The sequence below is a fragment of the Dactylosporangium cerinum genome, assembly GCF_042653625.1.
GTDB lineage: Bacteria > Actinomycetota > Actinomycetes > Mycobacteriales > Micromonosporaceae > Dactylosporangium > Dactylosporangium cerinum.
The window spans coordinates 229,880-246,727 of the sequence record NZ_JBHSIU010000046.1; the positions used below are offsets into that span (position 1 = coordinate 229,880).

A 16,848-nucleotide genomic window follows, 5' to 3' on the forward strand; every position below is an offset into this window, starting at 1 on the left:
CGGCTCAGAACGGGGGTTCGTCGATGGGTCCGTCCGCCGGGGGCGCGACAAACCTGGGCTGGGGTCGTTGCAGCAGCGCCACGGCCTCCGGCACCCGGCCGGCACCGATGAGATGCCAGGCCAGGTCGGCGCTGAGATCCGGGCCTTGCTGCTCGAGGACGGCCACGGCCTCCTCGGTGCGGCCGTCCTCGGCCAACAGGTCCGCCAGGGTCCGGGCCGCATGCCAGGCTCCGGCGTCGACCTGCGCCCGGGCCCGCTCGTAGGCCTCCTCCCGCCGCCCGCAGGCGGTCAACAGACTCTGCCGGATGCAGAAGAACGCCCAATCGTCGTCGCTGTAGTGCATGGGCAGCGCGTCCAGGAAGGCCAGGCCGTCCTCTGGGCGTCCCAGGTCGGCGTAGTGGGTGCACAGCGTGTCGGCGACGTAGTCCTCCGTGCCGCCGGGAGCGCCCGCCCACTCCCGCAGCACCGCGGTTGCCTCCTCGACCCGGCCGTGCCGCATCAGCAGGCGCGCCAGCGGCTCGTGGAGTGAGCAGATCAGCGCCTCCGCGGGCTGCCGGTACACGGCGATCGCGCCGTCCACGTCCCCGCGCCCTTCCAGCACCTCGGCGAGCCGCCGGGCGCCGAACCCGAGGATGTCGGTCGCCGCATACGCTCGCAGGTTCTCGAACCGGTCGTGCCGGGCCAGCAGGTCGGCAAGCAGGTCGTGGTCGTTCACCGCGGTGCTCTCCATCCCGTCCAGCAGGGCGATCGCCTCGTCGACCCGACCCTGCCGTTCCCGGATCGTAGCCAGGAGCGCGCCGGCATTCCACGGCTCGGTGCGGCGCCACCGCACGCACCCACGCCCGCACTGACATTCCGGCACCGGTGCCGCCTCGATGCGGGCGACCAGCAGGGCCGCGACCTCCTCCGCCCGGTGCGGGCAGGCGTCCACCAGCGCCGCCGCCACGAACCCCTCCCGGACATGCGGGTGGAGCAGGTCGAAGGCCTCGTCCGCCCGGCCGTGCCGGGCCAACAGCCTCCCGACCCATTCCACCGCGAACGATTTCCCGTCCTCGGCATACGGCAGGGTCAGGGCGATCGCCTCGGCGACCCGGCCCCAGCCCTCCAGCAGAGCGGCCGCGCTCTCCGCCGCCGTCCACCAGCCGGTGGCCACAAACGGGTCGAGGACCGCCAGCGCCTCCGCCTGGCGGTCCTGACCCGCGAGATACCGCGCCCGGTCCAGCGCGCAGAACCACTCCCCACGGCCCGCCTGCCGCTCCACCTCGTCGGTGTGGCCGAGCTCGACGAGCCGCTCGACGAACCGTGGCGGGATGCAGCCGGACTCTGTCCGGGTGCGGTAGTCGAGATCCTCGGCGTCCACCTATGACGGACCGCACGGCGCGTAGGGCATCCTAGGATACTAGTTCAGGACACCGACAGGGAGTGGATCGCACCCGCGCGGGTGCCGAAGTACATGGCGCCCTTCCAGACCGCCGGGGTCGACTCGATGCAGCCGCCGATCTTCAGCTCCCACAGCAGCTTCGGCTGGGCGTTGGTGTCCTTGACGTCGTAGGCGTGCATGATGCCGGAGCAGTCACCGATGAACAGCGTGTCGTCGACGACGACCGGGGACTGCCAGGTCTCGTTGCCGGGCACGTGGAACTTCCAGCGCACGGCGCCGGTGGCGCGGTCCAGGCCCATCACGTCCCCGCCGGTCGTGTCGAAGATCGCGATGTCCTTGAACAGCGCCGGCGTGCCCCAGATGCCGGCCGGCTTGCTGCCCTGGTCCTTCACCGCCCACACGATCGGGTTGTCCGGCTTGGACGGGTCGAGTTTCAGCATCTGCCCGACCTGCTTGGAGCGGGCGTTGCCCTTCTCGTACTCGGAGCCGACGTAGAGGAAGCCGGCCTCGTCGATGACGATCGTGGCGTCGGTGTCGTCGCCGGTCCAGAACCGGAACACCCGGGTCGGGGTCTTGCCGGCCTTCAGGCCGCTGATGTCCCAGCCCTGCACCAGGCCGCCGGAGTTGGCGAAGTAGACGGTGTCCTTGTAGATCGCCACGGAGTTCTCGATCGAGACGTTGCTGTCGCCGAAGTCCTTGAGCAGCTGCGCGTCCCAGCCCGGGGTGTTGAACACCAGCTTCGGGTTGACCGTGACCTTGCCGTTGGCGTCGTAGCCGCGGTTGAGCTTCACGATGTGGAACTGGCTGTTCTCGCCGCCCTCGAACAGGTAGTCGTCGATGATCAGGCCGGAGCCGTCCCAGTCGTCGTTCCACATGACCGGCGACACCGCGTTCGCCGACAGCTTCCACAGCTCGGTCGGCTTGCCCCGGTCCAGGGCGATGACCCGGTAGTAGTTGTCGCGGGAGCCGGAGTAGAGCAGCGGGTAGCCGTCCGGGTCCATCGTCACGGTGCCCTTGATGATGTCACCGGTCGGGAAGTCGGGGATGATGCGTTCGCCGGTGGCGGCGTCGAGGAAGTGGATGGCCCCGTCGTACGCGCCGAAGACGACCCAGGTCCGGCCGTCCTTCTCGAACACGGCGGGCTGGCCGGTCCAGCCGTTGCCGCACCACTGCGTCGTCTTGCCCTTGTCCTCCGACATCCGGCACAGGCCGCCGGTCTTCGGGAACTGCCACTTGTGCACCGGCATGCTGCGCGGCACCGGCCCCTGCCCGTAGTAGGTGCGGGTCGGGTTGCCGCGGAAGGTCAGCAGGCCCTGCACCTTCGTGCCGTACGGCTTGCCGACCAGCTCCGGATCCGACCAGCCGGTGAACGCCGGTTTGGCCGGCGACGGCGACACCGTGGCGGCGGGCGCACCGGTCGCGGAGGCGTCGGTGCGCTCCGCGGCGGTCTTGCGCAGCGCGAATGCGGTGGTGGCGATCCCGCCCAGGACAAGGACCAGGGCAGCGGCGAGCATGAGACGGAACGTCCCCGTACGTGACATGGCGACAGTATGTCGATCCATCGCCATACTGTGGCTCCTCCGAACGGCGTTAAGGGATCCGTGCCACCAAACTCACATCAACTCACCCGGGCTTCTCGAAGTGCTGATAGTCCACGCCGGTGCGCCACGCGCCGCCCCAGGCGAAGCCCTCGGCCTTGAACGCGGTCACGACCACGTCGCCGGCGACGATCATCCCCGGTCTGACGGCCCGCCGGTCCAGGTAGTCCTTGCCGGCCGGCGGCATGATCTGCTTGCCCGGCAGGTACGGGTTCTCCACGGTGTTGATGTCGATCGCCCGGCCGTAGGCGTGGTTGGACCAGTGCTTGGTGTTCGGCACGTTGCGGCAGTTGAAGGCCGACGTGTTGTCCGCCGCCATCGACGCGTCGTCGCTGCCGTCGTAGGCCTCGATGGTCTGCATGCCGCGGATCGGGAAACGGGCCGCGAACAGCTTCGCGAAGACCCGCACGGTCGCGTCGGCGATCGCCCGGTGCACGACGAGCTCGCCGACCTGCGCGGCGCCGTCGAAGTCGACGTAGGACAGCCGCAGCAGCCGCAGGTCGTCCAGGCCGACCGGGCAGCCCGGCCGCCACGACACGCCGGTCATGCGCTGCCGGGCCGCGGCGGGCAGCACCTCGACCGTGCCCACGAAGGCACCGGCGGACGGCGGCGGCGAGGAGGACGCCGGGGCCGCGGACGGGGCCACCACCACCGTCGGTGACGGCGGCGAGCCGCTCGCCGCGGTGCCTCCGGTCCCCCCGCCGCAGCCCGCCAGCACGAGCAGGACCAGCGTCAATGCCGGAACCCGGCGGGTGCGGCTGCGGATCGGCATGGGGTCGATACTATGTGTCGTGCCGGTTGACCAGCGCAGACGACGCGCCCCGCAGGCCCTGTTCGCCATCGCCACGCTGGTGACCGTGCTCACGGCGTGCGGCGGGAAGCCATCCGGCTCCGCGCAGCCCGTGTCGACGCCGTCGGCCACCGGCAGCGGCGAGCCGTCAGCGGAGCCCTCCGCCGAGGTGTCGCCGCCGGCCCAGCCGTCACCGTCCGCATCCGCGTCGAAGAAACCGTCGGTGTCGCCGTCGGTGTCGAAGACCGCGGCCGCCGCCGTGGCGGCCAACGACGCCTCCCGGCTCAAGACCCTGCCGGCCGGCACCACCCAGGTCGTCATCGTGCAGGCGGCGAGCGCGTCGGCGACCACGACGAGCCTGCGCGCCTACGCGAAGACCGGCGGGGTCTGGCAGCCGGCCCTGTCGGCGATGACCGCCCGGATCGGCGGCAACGGCTTCAGCGGCGACAAGCGCGAGGGCGACAAGACCACCCCGACCGGCGTCTACGCCTTCGACGCCACCATGTACGGCATCGGCGCCAACCCCGGCGTCCGGTACACCTACCACCGGGTCGTGCAGGACGACTGGTGGGACGAGAACAGCTCCTCGCCCGGCTACAACACGTTCCACCACGGCGCGAACCCGGGCGGGCCGAGCGAGCCGCTGTGGCAGATCAGCCCGCAGTACACGTACTTTGCGGTGATCCGGTACAACATGCCGGCGACGCCGGGCCGCGGTTCGGGCATCTTCCTGCACCAGGCCACCGGTAACGCCACGCTCGGCTGCGTGAGCCTGCCGCAGGCGGACCTGGTCGCGCTGCTGCGCTGGCTGAACCCGGCGGCCAACCCGCGGATCGTGCTGTCGCCGACGTCGCAGCTGTCCCGCTACTGACCCGGCGGTTCAGACGACGTGGACGGCGGCGCAGCCGGGGCAGGTGAAGATGTGCAGGTCGCCGTCGAGGCGCAGGCCGGTGGGGCGCTCGTAGGCGTCGCCGTGCGGGGCGGACCAGTCCAGGTCCTGCTCTTCGAGGGGGATCCAGTGGTACGAGGCAGCGTCGTACTCGCACTCGGCCACGACCAGCAGCAGCTCGGCCGGGGTGGCGCAGCGCGGGCACGGGATCACACCGGCGCGGCGGGGGTAACCGCCGACCTTCCAGCCCGGGGCGACGAACCCGGCCGCCACGCCCGGCGGCATGCGGTCGCGGACGGCCGCGGGCAGCGCGTCGGCGCACGGGTGGTCGGTGATCCGCTCCGGGTGCAGGACGCAGGGCGTGGGGACCCAGCCGGCCCGTTCGACATCGCCCTGCGGCGGGTCGGTGAGCAGGTCGGGCGGCAGGTCCGCGGCGCACCGGCGGACCACCTGCACGGCGGGACCGCGGGTCTCGCGGAGGTGCTCGACCGGGCACCACAGCACCTGCAGCAGATCGAACTCCTCCCCGCCGGGGCCGGTGCGCGGCAGGTCGGGGACGTCCGAAGCCCACAGTTGCGCCAGCGGCACGAGCGGGTTGGGGCTGGCGTGGCGGCGGCCGTCGCGCAGTTCGCGGGTGCACACCGGCCACGGCTCGCCGGCCGGCCAGGCGAGGGGCCCGCCGGCGTGGCTGTCGCCGACGCCCGGCGTCCCGCGCCGTGGGTGCAGCCGGGTCGCGGTCCTGCCGAGCGCGGAGAGCTCCGGGAACTCGGCGAGGATCTCCGGCGCGAACGGCGGAGTGATCATGAACCCGAGAATAGCCATGCCGAAAGTTGCAAAGGGGAAAGATCACGCAGGTTTCTCGTTCTCCGCAACCGCCCAGCAACTGAACCGCGCGATGATCATGGCGCCGGAGGCGGTTGCGGGCGCGTTGCGCAATTGTTACCGGCAACAACAATTTCGAAATCGCGGCGGCCTTGTGCCCAACGGCTGCGGGGGAATACGTTGCCGGACACAACAATCACCGTCGACCTCACCCCCCGACGGTGGACCCCCCGCCCCGAACCCCCCGCGCGCCGCGAGGCGCATATTTGAAAGGACCCGTGCAAATGCGCAAAGGGATCCTCTCCCTGATGGCGGTAGGTGTCCTCGCCACCGGCGGGCTCACCGCCTGCGGCGACGACAAGGCAGCCGACCCAGGCACCGGCAGCAACACCAAGAAGGCCAAGATCGGCGTCATCCTGCCGGACAGCAAGTCCTCGGCCCGCTGGGAGACCGCCGACCGCAAATACCTCGAGCAGGCGTTCAAGACCGCCGGCGTCGACTACGACATCCAGAACGCGCAGAACGACAAGGCCGCGTTCCAGACCATCGCCGAGCAGATGATCACGGGCGGCGTCAACGTCCTCATGATCGTCAACCTGGACTCCGGCACCGGCAAGGCCGTGCTGGACAAGGCCAAGGCCGCCGGCGTCGCGACGATCGACTACGACCGGCTGACCCTCGGCGGCTCCGCGGCGTACTACGTCAGCTTCGACAACGTCGCGGTCGGCAAGCTGCAGGGCGAGGGCCTGGTCAAGTGCCTCACCGACGCCAAGGCCAGCAAGCCGATCATCGCTGAGCTCAACGGCTCGCAGACCGACAACAACGCGACCCTGTTCAAGCAGGGCTACGACGGGGTGCTCAAGGCCAAGTACGACAGCGCCGAATACGTCAAGGGCCCGGACCAGTGGGTCGCCGAGTGGGACAACACCACCGCCGGCACCGTGTTCGAGCAGATGCTGACCTCGACCCCGAACATCGCGGGTGTGCTGGCCGCCAACGACGGGCTCGGCAACGCCGCCATCAACATCCTCAAGAAGCAGAAGCTCAACGGGAAGGTCCCGGTGACCGGCCAGGACGCGACCGTCCAGGGCCTGCAGAACATCCTCAACGGCGACCAGTGCATGACCGTCTACAAGGCCGTCAAGCAGGAGGCCGACGCGGCCGCCAAGCTCGCCATCGGCCTGGCCAAGGGCGAGAAGGGGGCGACCTCCCAGAAGGTGACCGACCCCGAGGGCAAGCGTGAGGTCGACGCGGTGCTGCTGACCCCGAAGTCGATCACCAAGGACAACGTGAAGGACGTCATCGACGACGGCTACGTCACGGTCGCCGAACTGTGCACCGGCGACTTCGCCGCCAAGTGCGCGGCGGCGGGCATCAAGTAAGCAACAGCCAATGAGCGCGCCCGGTGTCCGCGGTTCCCCCCACCGCGGACACCGGGCCGTGGCTGTGATCGAACGCCACCCGTCGGACATGCAAGAAGGAGCATCGTGACCGACACACCTCTGCTGGAGGTCCGTGGGCTCAACAAGAGCTTCGGACCCGTCCAGGTCCTGCGTGACGTGGACTTCTCCGCGTACGCCGGCCAGGTCACCGCCCTCGTCGGCGACAACGGCGCCGGCAAGTCCACCCTGGTCAAGTGCCTCGGCGGGATCTACTCGATCGACTCGGGCGAGTACCTGTTCGACGGCAAGCCGGTCAGCGTGCACGGGCCGCGCGACGCCGCCGCGCTCGGGGTCGAGATCGTCTACCAGGACCTCGCCCTCTGCGACAACCTCGACATCGTCCAGAACATGTTCCTCGGCCGCGAGATCAAGAGCGGCATCGTCCTGGACGACATCACGATGGAGCAGAAGGCCGCGGAGACCCTCGCGGGGCTGTCGGTGCGCACCGTCAAATCGGTCCGCCAGCACGTGTCGAGCCTGTCCGGCGGGCAGCGGCAGACGGTCGCGATCGCCAAGGCCGTGCTGTGGAACAACCGCCTGGTGGTGCTCGACGAGCCCACCGCCGCCCTCGGCGTCGCGCAGACCGCCCAGGTCCTCGAGCTGGTGCGCCGCCTCGCCGACAACGGCCTCGCCGTGGTGCTCATCTCGCACAACATGAACGACGTGTTCGCGGTCGCCGACCGCATCGCCGCGCTGTTCCTCGGCCAGATGTGCGCCCAGGTGAGCGCCACCGACGTGACCCACTCGCAGGTCGTGGAACTCATCACCTCCGGTCGCAGCGGCGACCTCGGGCTGCGCCAGAACGGAGCGACAGTATGACCGTGTCCACGGTGCCCCCGGAGGAGAAGGCGTCCGGCAGCCAGCCGGCGACCCTGGGGCTGTACGTCAGCACGTACTTCGCGAAGGTGCGCGGCGGGGACATGGGCGCGCTGCCCGCGATCCTGGGCCTCATCGTGCTGACGGTCATCTTCTCCGTCGCCCGGCCGGTCTTCTTCAGCGCGGCCAACTTCGCCAACCTGCTCTCCCAGGGCGCCGCCGTCACGGTCATCGCCATGGGCCTCGTCTTCGTGCTGCTGCTCGGCGAGATCGACCTGTCCGCCGGTTACGCCAGCGGCGTGTGCGCCGCGGTCCTGGCGACCCTGCTGACCACGCACGGCTTCCCCTGGTACGTGGCGGTCCTCGGCGCCGTCGTCACCGGCGTCGTGATCGGCATCGTCATCGGCCTGCTGGTCGCGAAGATCGGCATCCCGTCGTTCGTGGTGACGCTCGCCGCGTTCCTCGCCTTCCAGGGCACGGTGCTGCTGCTCATCAAGGGCGGCACGATCATCTCCGTCGACGACGCGACCATCAAGAAGATCAACTTCGACGGCCGGTTCACCCCGCTGCAGGGCTGGATCCTGTACGGCGTCACCATCGCCGCCCTCGCCGCCCTGCAGTTGTGGAAGCGCACCAGCCGGGCCCGCCGGGGCCTGGCCGTCGAGCCGGTGTCCGTCGTCGCGCTGCGGGTCGGCGGCGTCGCCGCGCTCATGGGCGTCGCGGTGTACGTGCTCAACCTCGAGCGGGGCCGCAACATCCTGTTCTCGCAGAAGGGCGTCCCGATGGTCGTCCTGCTCATCGGCGTCCTGCTGGTGATCTGGACGTTCGTGCTGGGCCGCACCGCCTACGGCCGGCACCTCTACGCCGTCGGCGGCAACAAGGAGGCGGCCCGCCGGGCCGGCATCAACGTCGACGCGATCCGGATCTCCGTCTTCGTCATCTGCTCCGCCATGGCCGCGGTCGGCGGCATCATCGCCGCGTCCCGGCAGGCGTCCGTCGACCCGAACACCGGCGGCAGCAACGTGCTGCTCTACGCGGTCGGCGCGGCCGTCATCGGCGGCACCAGCCTGTTCGGCGGCAAGGGCCGGGTCCTGGACGCGGTCCTCGGCGGCGCGGTCGTCGCCGTCATCGAAAACGGCATGGGTCTGATGCAGTACAGCGCCGGCCAGAAGTTCATCGTCACCGGCGTCGTCCTCCTCGCCGCCGCCGGCATCGACGCCCTGTCCCGCCGCCGGGCCGCCTCAGCCGGGCTGAGATAACCGCGCCCTCCCGCCAGTCGGAACAGCTGCCAGAACGGCTCTGTTCCGGCTGGCAGGGCGGCCGTACGGTAAGCGGCAGGCACCACCAACGTAGAAAGTCGAGCATGCGCGTCGGCCCCAGCCAGGAGGAGATCCGCAGGAGCAACCTCGGTGCTCTCCTGCGTTCCGTGCACCTCCACGGTGCGATGTCCCGCGCCGACCTCACCACCAGCCTGGGGCTCAACCGCAGCACGATCGGCGCGTTGACCGCAGACCTCGCCGCCGCCGGCCTCGTCAGCGAGGGCGTGCCCCGCGAGCAGCGGGGACGGGCCGGCCGCCCGTCACTCGTCGTGCACCCCGAGTCCGAGCACGTCTACGTCTTCGCCTTCGCCGTGGAGGTCGACCGGATCGTCGCCGCCCGGGTCGGCCTCGGCGGCGTCGTGCTCGACCGGCACGCCGCGGTGCGCGAACGCGGCGACCGCAGCGCCGCGCAGGTGGTCGCGCCGATCGCCGACTTCGTCCGGCAGATGCAGAAGGCGGCCCCGCCCGGCGCCCGGCTCGTCGGCAGCGCCGCCGCGGTCTCCGCCATGGTGCGCCGCGAGGACGGGTTCGTCCGGCTCGGCCCGGAGCTCGGCTGGGTCGACCAGCCCCTCGGCGAGGCCCTCGCCGACGTCATCATCAGCACCGGCGTCGACCTGTTCCCCGCCACCAGACTGCGGGCGCCGGCCGTGCCGGCGCAGCGGCAGGCCCCGGACGACGACCTCGTGGACGCGTCCCTCGCCCGCCGCGGCTCCGCCGGCACCGCCAACCCGGCCGGCGGGTCCGGCGACGACCTGCTCGACGGCGACGGCGACCTCCCCGACCCCGAGGAGCCCGACGCCGGCAGTGACGCGACCCGGCCACTGGTGCAGGTGCGCAACAACGCCGACCTCGCCGCGCTCGCCGAACACGCCCGCGGCGCCGCCGTCGGCTGCGACAACGTCGTGTACCTGTACGGCGACGCCGGCGTCGGCGGCGGCATCATCGCCGCCGGCCGCCCCGTGACCGGCCACGGCGGCTACGGCGGCGAGGTCGGCCACATGGTCGTCAACCCCGCCGGCAAGCCGTGCAGCTGCGGCTCCCGCGGCTGCTGGGAGACCGAGATCGGCGAGCACGCCCTCCTCGCCGCCGCCGGGCGCAACCCGTCCTCCGGCCGCGAGGGCATCCTCACCGTCGTGGACGCCGCCGGGCGCGGCGACGCGTCGGCGCAGGCGGCGGTCCGGCAGGTCGGCGACTGGCTGGGCTTCGGCGTGGCGAACCTGGTCAACATCTTCAACCCCGAGATGGTGATCTTCGGCGGCACGCTGCGGGAGGTGTACCTGGCCTCCGCCGCACAGGTGCGCAGCCGCCTCAACCGCAACGCGCTGCCCGCCTGCCGCGAACACGTCCGCCTCCGCACGCCCGTGCTGGGCGAGGACGCGGCCCTGCTCGGCGCCGCGGAGCTCGCGTTCGAGCCGCTGTTCGCCGACCCGCTCGACTTCGCCTGACCCGCACCCGCGCCCCGGCACCCACCGCGGCCGGGCCATGGTCGCGCACCTGCCAAACATTCCGGCCGGGTGCGGTGAGGTTGCCGGGCAACCCGACGTCTCAGTTCTCCGCCCTGTCACCCGATCTTGCGGGTCACAGGACGGGAACGGCGACGGGGAGGCGACATTGTTGGGCAGGCTGCGGCACGTCGTTGCCCCGAGCAGGGGCTACGCGATGCTGTGCGGGGCCGCCGCCGGCATCACCGCGATCCTGTTCGTCGCGCTCGTCACCGGCGCCGGCGGGCCGATCGTCGCCCAGAACACGTCCAACGTCGCGCTGTTCGCCGCGGCCCTCGCCGCCGCCTGGGGCTGCTTCGCCAAGGCGCTGCGCCCGGTCGGCCGCCGGGTCCGCTCGTCGTGGACGCTGACCGGGCTGGGCGCGTTCTCCTGGGCCGTCGGGCAGCTGTTCTGCATCTGGTACGAGACCATCCTGGGCACCGAGGTGCCGTTCCCCTCCCTCGCCGACGCCGGCTACTTCTGGATGATGCCGTTCACCGCCGCCGGCCTGCTGCTGCTGCTGCCGATGAGCCGGCAGAGCGTCGCCCAGCAGGCCCGCAGCATCCTCGACGGCCTCATGATCGCCGCGTCGCTGCTGCTCATCACCTGGGTGCTGATCCTCGGCCCGCTCGCGCGGCAGGGCGCGGACAGCTTCCTCGCGCTGCTCGTCACGCTCTGGTATCCGGGCGGCGACGTCGTCGTGCTCACCGTCGTGCTCTTCATGGTCGCCCGGCTGCGCAGCGGCGGGCAGCGCCCCATGTCGATGCCGCTGGTCGGGACCGGCCTGGCCGCGTTCACCGTGTCCGACAGCGGCTACGCGTACCTGACCCTGATCGACAACTACGGCTCCGGCGCGGTCCTGGACCTCGGGTGGTTCGTCGGGTTCGTCCTGATCCTGCTCGCCTCGCGCAAGCCCGACGGGCAGCACGAGGCCGAGAACCCCGCCGCGCTGACCCGCCCGCTCGGCCTCATGCTGCCCTACATCGCCGTCCTCGGCGCCCTGGTGACCAGCAGCCTGGAGGTGCTGCGCCACGGTGCCCACGACCCGGTCGTGTCGTGGACCCGCTCGGCGATCATCCTGCTCATCGTCGGCCGGCAGCTGCTCACCCTGCTGGAGAACCGGAACCTGACCCGCGACCTGGAGGACCGGGTCGAGGCCCGCACCGCCGAGCTGCGCGCCAGCGAGCAGCGGTTCCAGGCCCTCGTGCAGCACAGCTCCGACGTCGTCACCGTCGTCGCGCTGGACGGCGCCGTCACTTACCAGTCCGAGTCGATCCAGCGCGTCTTCGGCTACCCCCGCGAGCACATCACCGGGCAGCGCATCCTCGACTTCCTCGGCGAGGAGGCCCGCGACCGCCTGGAGGAGGCGTTCGGCGCGGTCTCCGAGACCCCCTACGCCAGCCGCGTCGTGGAGATCCCGATGCGCCACGCCGACGGGCACTTCCGCCTGGCCGAGGTCACCGTCACCAACCTGCTCGCCGACCTCAGCGTGCAGGGCCTCGTGCTCAACTCCCGCGACATCTCCGAACGCAAGGAGCTGGAGGACCAGCTCGTCCACGAGGCGTTCCACGACGGCCTCACCAAACTCGCCAACCGGGCCCTGTTCAAGGACCGGGTCGAGCTCGCGCTGCGCCGCCGCGGCGACGCCGACATCGCCGTGCTGTTCCTGGACCTGGACGGGTTCAAGGAGGTCAACGACAGCCTCGGGCACGCCGCCGGCGACCAGCTCCTCGTCCAGGTCGCCGACCGGCTCGCCGCCGCGGTGCGCCCCGGCGACACCGTGGCCCGCTTCGGCGGCGACGAGTTCGCGGTCCTCATCGATGTCGTGGGGGACGCCGACGACGCCGACGAGCTCGCCACCCGGATCATCGACGCCCTGGACCGGCAGTTCGACATCGACAACACCGAGATCCACGTCCAGGGCTCCATCGGCATCGCGCTGACCGGCCCGGACGCCGCCGACGCCGACCAGCTGATGCGCAACGCCGACCTGGCCATGTACCGCGCCAAGGCGGCCGGCGAGGGCACCTTCGCCCGCTACGACCCCACCATGCACTCCGGCCTCGTCGACCGGCTCCAGCTCGCCGCCGACCTGCGCCGCGCCCTGGACAACACCGACGAGCTCGAGCTGCACTACCAGCCGACGATCGAGCTGCGCTCCGGCACCATCACCGGGTTCGAGGCGCTCGTGCGCTGGCGGCACCCGGTCCGCGGGATGATCTCCCCGGCCGACTTCATCCCCCTCGCCGAGTCCACGGGCCTCATCCGCCCGCTCGGCCAGTGGGTCCTCGCCGAGGCCAGCCGGCAGTGCGTCGAATGGGGCGCCTACGACCCGGACCGGGCCCTGACGATGGCCGTCAACGTGTCCGGCCGCCAGTTCGACCAGCCCGACCTCCCGGCGATCGTCGCCGGGGTCCTCGCCGACACCGGACTGCCGGCGGAACGGCTGTGCCTGGAGATGACCGAGAGCGTCCTGATGACGGACACCGAGGAGAACCTGGCCGTCCTGCTCAGCCTCAAGGAGATCGGCGTCAAGCTGGCGATCGACGACTTCGGCACCGGGTACTCGTCGCTGGCGTACCTGCGCCGCTTCCCCGTCGACACGCTGAAGATCGACCGGTCCTTCGTGGAACGCATCGGCGGCGCCACCCCCGACGCGGCCCTCGCCCGCACGATCGTCCAGCTGGGGCAGAGCCTCGGGATGGCCACGGTCGCGGAGGGCATCGAGCAGTACGCGCAGTTCCTCGCGCTGCGCCGGATGGGCTGCGACCTCGCCCAGGGCTACTACTTCTCCCGGCCGCTCCCGGCCGAGGAGGCCGGCGCCCTGCTGCGCGACCCGGCCGCCCTGGTCGCCTGACGCTTCCAGCCGCCCTGGTCGCCTGGCCGGTGCGGCCGCCCTGGTCGCCTGGCCAGTGCGGCCGCCCTGGTCGCCTGGCCGGTGCGGCCGCCCTGGTCGCCTGGCCAGTGCGGCCGCGCCGCCTCGCCCCAGGTTGCCGGGCGGGTGCGCGCGGGCGGCCTGATACCCCCGAGCCGCAACGCCGTCCTGCCGAAGTTCCGCCGCCGGGTGCCGATCTCGACGTCGACACCGCGAACACGTCCCGGCGGACCACACCGCACTGCACCGCCCGCTCGGAATGTCCGCCGCAATCCCGACGAACATTCCGGATTTATCACGAGAATGGAGTGCATTACATGACGGCTGCCATCACCGACCAGGCGCGCCTCGACCTCCCCGGCCACTGGCCGGCCGCCCTCGGCCCGCGGGCCCTGGCCGGCTTCGACGTGCCCACGCCGTTCCTGGCAGTCGACCTGAACACCGTCGTCGACCGGTACACCGCCTTCGCCGCCGCGATCCCCGGCGTGTCGACGTTCTACGCGATGAAGTGCAACCCGAGCACCGAGATCCTCGGCACCCTCGCGGCGCTCGGCTCCAGCTTCGAGGTCGCCTCGATCGGCGAGCTGCGCATGCTCCAGGAGATCGGGGTCGACCCCGCCGAGGTCCTGTACAGCAACCCGATCAAGCCGCCCGCCGCGATCGTCGAGGCCCGAAAGGCCGGCCTGTGGCGCTTCAGCTTCGACTCCGAGGGCGAGCTGCACAAGCTCGCCCAGCTCGCGCCCGGCGCCGCGGTGTACATCCGGCTGCGCGTCGACGACTCGACCAGCAGCTTCCCGCTGTCGCGCAAGTTCGGCGCCGAGGCGCACGAGGCGCGGGCGCTGCTGCTGCTCGCCCGGGAGCTGGGCCTGCGCCCGTACGGCGTCACCTTCCACGTCGGCTCGCAGTGCGCCACCACGAGCGCGTGGCGTCAGGCGATCGCGGCCGCCGGCCGGCTCATGGCCGTCCTGGCCACCGACGGCGTCCACCTCGAGATGCTCGACCTCGGCGGCGGCTTCCCGGCCCGCTACGTCGAGCGCGTCCCCTCCCTCGCCCAGATCGCCGACGCGATCGTGCCGGCCCTGGACGAGCTGCTGCCCTACCGGCCGCAGGTCCTCGCCGCCGAACCGGGCCGGCACCTGGTCGCGGAGAGCTCCGTCATGGTCTCCTCCGTGCTCGGCCGGGAGGTCCGCGCCGGGGAGAACTGGCTCTACCTCGACATCGGCGCCTACCACGGCATGATGGAGACCCAGCAGACCGTGCAGCAGTGGCGCTTCCCGCTGTGGACCTCGCGCACCGACCACGCGCTGGTGCCGCACCTGCCGTTCACCGTCACCGGCCCCTCCTGCGACAGCTCCGACACGATGTTCTACGGCGTCAACCTGCCCTCGACCATCGACGTCGGCGACAAGCTGTACATCGGCTCGGCCGGCGCGTACACGCTGAGCTACGCCTCGCACTTCAACGGCTTCCCGCCGCCGGAGCCCGTCTTCGTCGGCGGCGTGGCACCGTCGGCGCCGGCAGTGGCTCTGCCCGTGCACCTGCCCTCGGCCCGGGTCGGCGGCGTCTGATGACCACGGCCGTTGCGCCCCCGCGGACGCACCGGCCCGCACGCCCGTCCCGCCATCGCAGTGTGACCCCCGGCGGGCGTCGGCGCGCCGGGCGGTTGCGCGAACTCATGGTGTCCGGGCTGGTCGACTCGTTCGGCCTGTCCCTGGGCTGGACGATCTTCAACCTGGTCGCCGTGGACCGCGGCGGCCTCGCCCTCGCCGGCCTGTTCAACGCCGCCATGCTCCTCGGCGTCGTGCTGTCCGCGCCCGTCACCGGCCGGCTGGCCCGGCACCTGCACGGCCGCAAGCTGCTGCTGCTCGCCGGCGGCACCGAGGGCACCCTGCGGGTGGCGACCCTGGCCGCGCTGCTCGCCGGCTACGACGGCAAGCTCATCGCGGCCGGGATCGTGCTCATGCACATCGCCGCCTACGCGGGGTTCGCCGCCATGCGCGCCGAGGTCGCCGCGGTGGACGCCCGCCCGCAGGCCATGACCCGCTACGCGCTGTCCATCGCCGCGGTCGAGGCCGCCGGAGCAGGGGTCGCGGCGTTGCTGCCCCTGCGCGGTGGTTTTCTGATCGCCGTTTTCCTGGTGTACGGCCTGAGCCTGCTCCCGACCATCCTCACCGCCAGGCGGGCCAGGGTGCAGGACTCCGGCACCGCTCGTCCTCCCACGCCGGTGGCCGGCGGGCAGGTCACCCGGACCGCCCGGCGCGAACACGACCGGGCCCGCACCGGCCGCCCCCGGCTGCCGTGGCCCGTCCTCGCCGGCGGCGGCGTCGTCACCCTCCTCGCCGCCGGCCCGACCCTGCTGTCCGTCGCCCTCGCCAGCGAACTGCACGGGCACCACGCGGTGGCGGGCGCGGCGATCGCGTTCAGCGCCGGCTGCCTGCTGTCGTCCTCCGCCGTCTCCGTCGTCGACCGGCTCCGCCTGCCGATCCAGGTCACCTGGCCACTGTGGGGCGTCGGCATGCTCATCGGCTGGCTGCTCGCCCCGGCCCACCTCCTCGGCCTGTTCCTCGCGCAGTTCCTGTCCGGCCTGAGCATGACCGCGTTCGAGGGCGGGATGGACGCCCGGATCGCCCGCGACGCGACCCCGGGCACGGTGACCACGGTGCTCGCCTGGAGCGCCTCGACCCGCGCCCTCGGCGGCGCCGTCGCCGTGAAATTCCTGCCGGCCCTGGTCACGGCCTCAGCGATCGGCCTGACCAGCGGTGTCGCGGCGGCGACCCTCGGCGCCGCGACCCTGTCCGCCCTCATCCGGCTGCGCCTCCCGCGCCGGCCCGCCCGTACCTGAGCCACACGGCGACCCCGACGGCAACCCCGAACGTGCTGGCCACCGCGAGGAGGCACGCCAGCACCCGCTGGCCGGTCGAGAAGCTGTCGCTGAGGAGCGTGGCGGCGGCCACGACGAGCTGGATGCCGAACGCCACCACACCGAACGTGCCGATGATCACCTCGGCCGCGAACTGCGGATCGAACACCCGGTGCAGGATCACGGGCTGCATGACCGCCTTGCCGGTCGCGAGATGGGTCCGTTCGTCCTGCGCCTTTTCGAACAGCGCCTGACGGATGCGGGCGATGTCCCGGTCGTACACGTCCAGCACGGCGCCGAACTTCCGCACGCTCGCGAAGATCAGCAGGCTGATCAGCCCGAGCACCGCCGCCATGGCGGTGAGCCCGATCGCAATGGTCGGCCAGTCCGCGGCGCGGGCGCTGATCGCGACGAAGAACCCGACGATCGCGACCAGCAGTGTGAAGAAGAAGCCCAGGAACTGGTTGCGTTCCAGCTCGATGTGCCGGTAGTGCAGCCAGTGCTGCTGACCCTCGTACATCAGCGCGTCGGTCAGCAGCCGCTCCTGCTCGAAATCGGTCAGCCCGTCGCCGGTC

General features: G+C 71.7%; 13 protein-coding genes. 8 read left to right on the forward strand and 5 right to left on the reverse strand.

What is annotated here, in order from left to right:
* Positions 1 to 4: 4 nt before the first annotated feature.
* From ACFPIJ_RS34890 to ACFPIJ_RS34900, 3 genes are all read right to left on the reverse strand, one after another.
* Positions 5 to 1,360, reverse strand: coding sequence for a tetratricopeptide repeat protein (locus ACFPIJ_RS34890; protein ID WP_380121621.1), 1,356 nt, complete (start codon positions 1,358 to 1,360; stop codon positions 5 to 7).
* Between the two features lie 44 nt (positions 1,361 to 1,404).
* The gene (locus ACFPIJ_RS34895) at positions 1,405 to 2,922 is read right to left on the reverse strand and encodes an outer membrane protein assembly factor BamB family protein (protein WP_380121623.1); all 1,518 of its coding nucleotides are present in this window, start codon (positions 2,920 to 2,922) and stop codon (positions 1,405 to 1,407) included.
* A gap of 82 nt (positions 2,923 to 3,004) precedes the next feature.
* On the reverse strand, positions 3,005 to 3,751 hold the full coding sequence (locus tag ACFPIJ_RS34900; protein ID WP_380121625.1) for a M15 family metallopeptidase: 747 nt from the start codon (positions 3,749 to 3,751) through the stop codon (positions 3,005 to 3,007).
* A gap of 19 nt (positions 3,752 to 3,770) precedes the next feature.
* Here ACFPIJ_RS34900 and ACFPIJ_RS34905 point away from each other — a divergent pair, with 19 nt between their 5' ends.
* Positions 3,771 to 4,640 (forward strand): L,D-transpeptidase family protein, encoded by an 870-nt coding sequence (locus tag ACFPIJ_RS34905; protein WP_380121627.1) that lies wholly within the window; start codon positions 3,771 to 3,773, stop codon positions 4,638 to 4,640.
* 9 nt (positions 4,641 to 4,649) lie between these two features.
* Here ACFPIJ_RS34905 and ACFPIJ_RS34910 read toward each other — a convergent pair whose 3' ends face one another.
* A complete protein-coding gene (locus tag ACFPIJ_RS34910; RefSeq protein WP_380121630.1) occupies positions 4,650 to 5,462 on the reverse strand; it encodes a hypothetical protein in 813 nt (270 codons plus the stop codon).
* Between the two features lie 302 nt (positions 5,463 to 5,764).
* Between ACFPIJ_RS34910 and ACFPIJ_RS34915 the strand changes: the two genes are divergently transcribed.
* The 7 genes from ACFPIJ_RS34915 (at position 5,765) to ACFPIJ_RS34945 (ending at position 16,255) form a co-directional block, all read left to right on the forward strand.
* Positions 5,765 to 6,862, forward strand: coding sequence for a sugar ABC transporter substrate-binding protein (locus ACFPIJ_RS34915; protein ID WP_380121632.1), 1,098 nt, complete (start codon positions 5,765 to 5,767; stop codon positions 6,860 to 6,862).
* 105 nt (positions 6,863 to 6,967) lie between these two features.
* Positions 6,968 to 7,741: an ATP-binding cassette domain-containing protein gene (locus tag ACFPIJ_RS34920; protein WP_380121635.1), complete on the forward strand. Its 774-nt coding sequence runs from the start codon at positions 6,968 to 6,970 to the stop codon at positions 7,739 to 7,741.
* Positions 7,738 to 8,997, forward strand: coding sequence for a sugar ABC transporter permease (locus ACFPIJ_RS34925; protein WP_380121637.1), 1,260 nt, complete (start codon positions 7,738 to 7,740; stop codon positions 8,995 to 8,997). Before ACFPIJ_RS34920 ends, ACFPIJ_RS34925 begins: the two co-directional genes overlap by 4 nt.
* 104 nt (positions 8,998 to 9,101) lie before the next feature.
* A complete protein-coding gene (locus ACFPIJ_RS34930; RefSeq protein WP_380121639.1) occupies positions 9,102 to 10,502 on the forward strand; it encodes an ROK family protein in 1,401 nt (466 codons plus the stop codon).
* A 166-nt stretch (positions 10,503 to 10,668) separates the two neighbouring features.
* Positions 10,669 to 13,395 carry a putative bifunctional diguanylate cyclase/phosphodiesterase gene (locus tag ACFPIJ_RS34935; RefSeq protein WP_380121642.1) on the forward strand — a complete coding sequence of 909 codons (2,727 nt, stop codon included), beginning with the start codon at positions 10,669 to 10,671 and terminating at the stop codon, positions 13,393 to 13,395.
* A gap of 335 nt (positions 13,396 to 13,730) precedes the next feature.
* Positions 13,731 to 14,981 (forward strand): type III PLP-dependent enzyme, encoded by a 1,251-nt coding sequence (locus ACFPIJ_RS34940; protein WP_380121644.1) that lies wholly within the window; start codon positions 13,731 to 13,733, stop codon positions 14,979 to 14,981.
* A gap of 62 nt (positions 14,982 to 15,043) precedes the next feature.
* Entirely contained in the window at positions 15,044 to 16,255 is a 1,212-nt protein-coding gene (locus tag ACFPIJ_RS34945; protein ID WP_380121646.1) for an MFS transporter, read from the forward strand.
* Here the strand turns inward: ACFPIJ_RS34945 and ACFPIJ_RS34950 are convergent.
* Complete coding sequence (locus ACFPIJ_RS34950; protein WP_380121648.1) at positions 16,215 to 16,793, reverse strand: hypothetical protein; 579 nt, start codon at positions 16,791 to 16,793, stop codon at positions 16,215 to 16,217. The genes ACFPIJ_RS34945 and ACFPIJ_RS34950 overlap by 41 nt on opposite strands.
* Between the last annotated feature and the right edge of the window lie 55 nt (positions 16,794 to 16,848).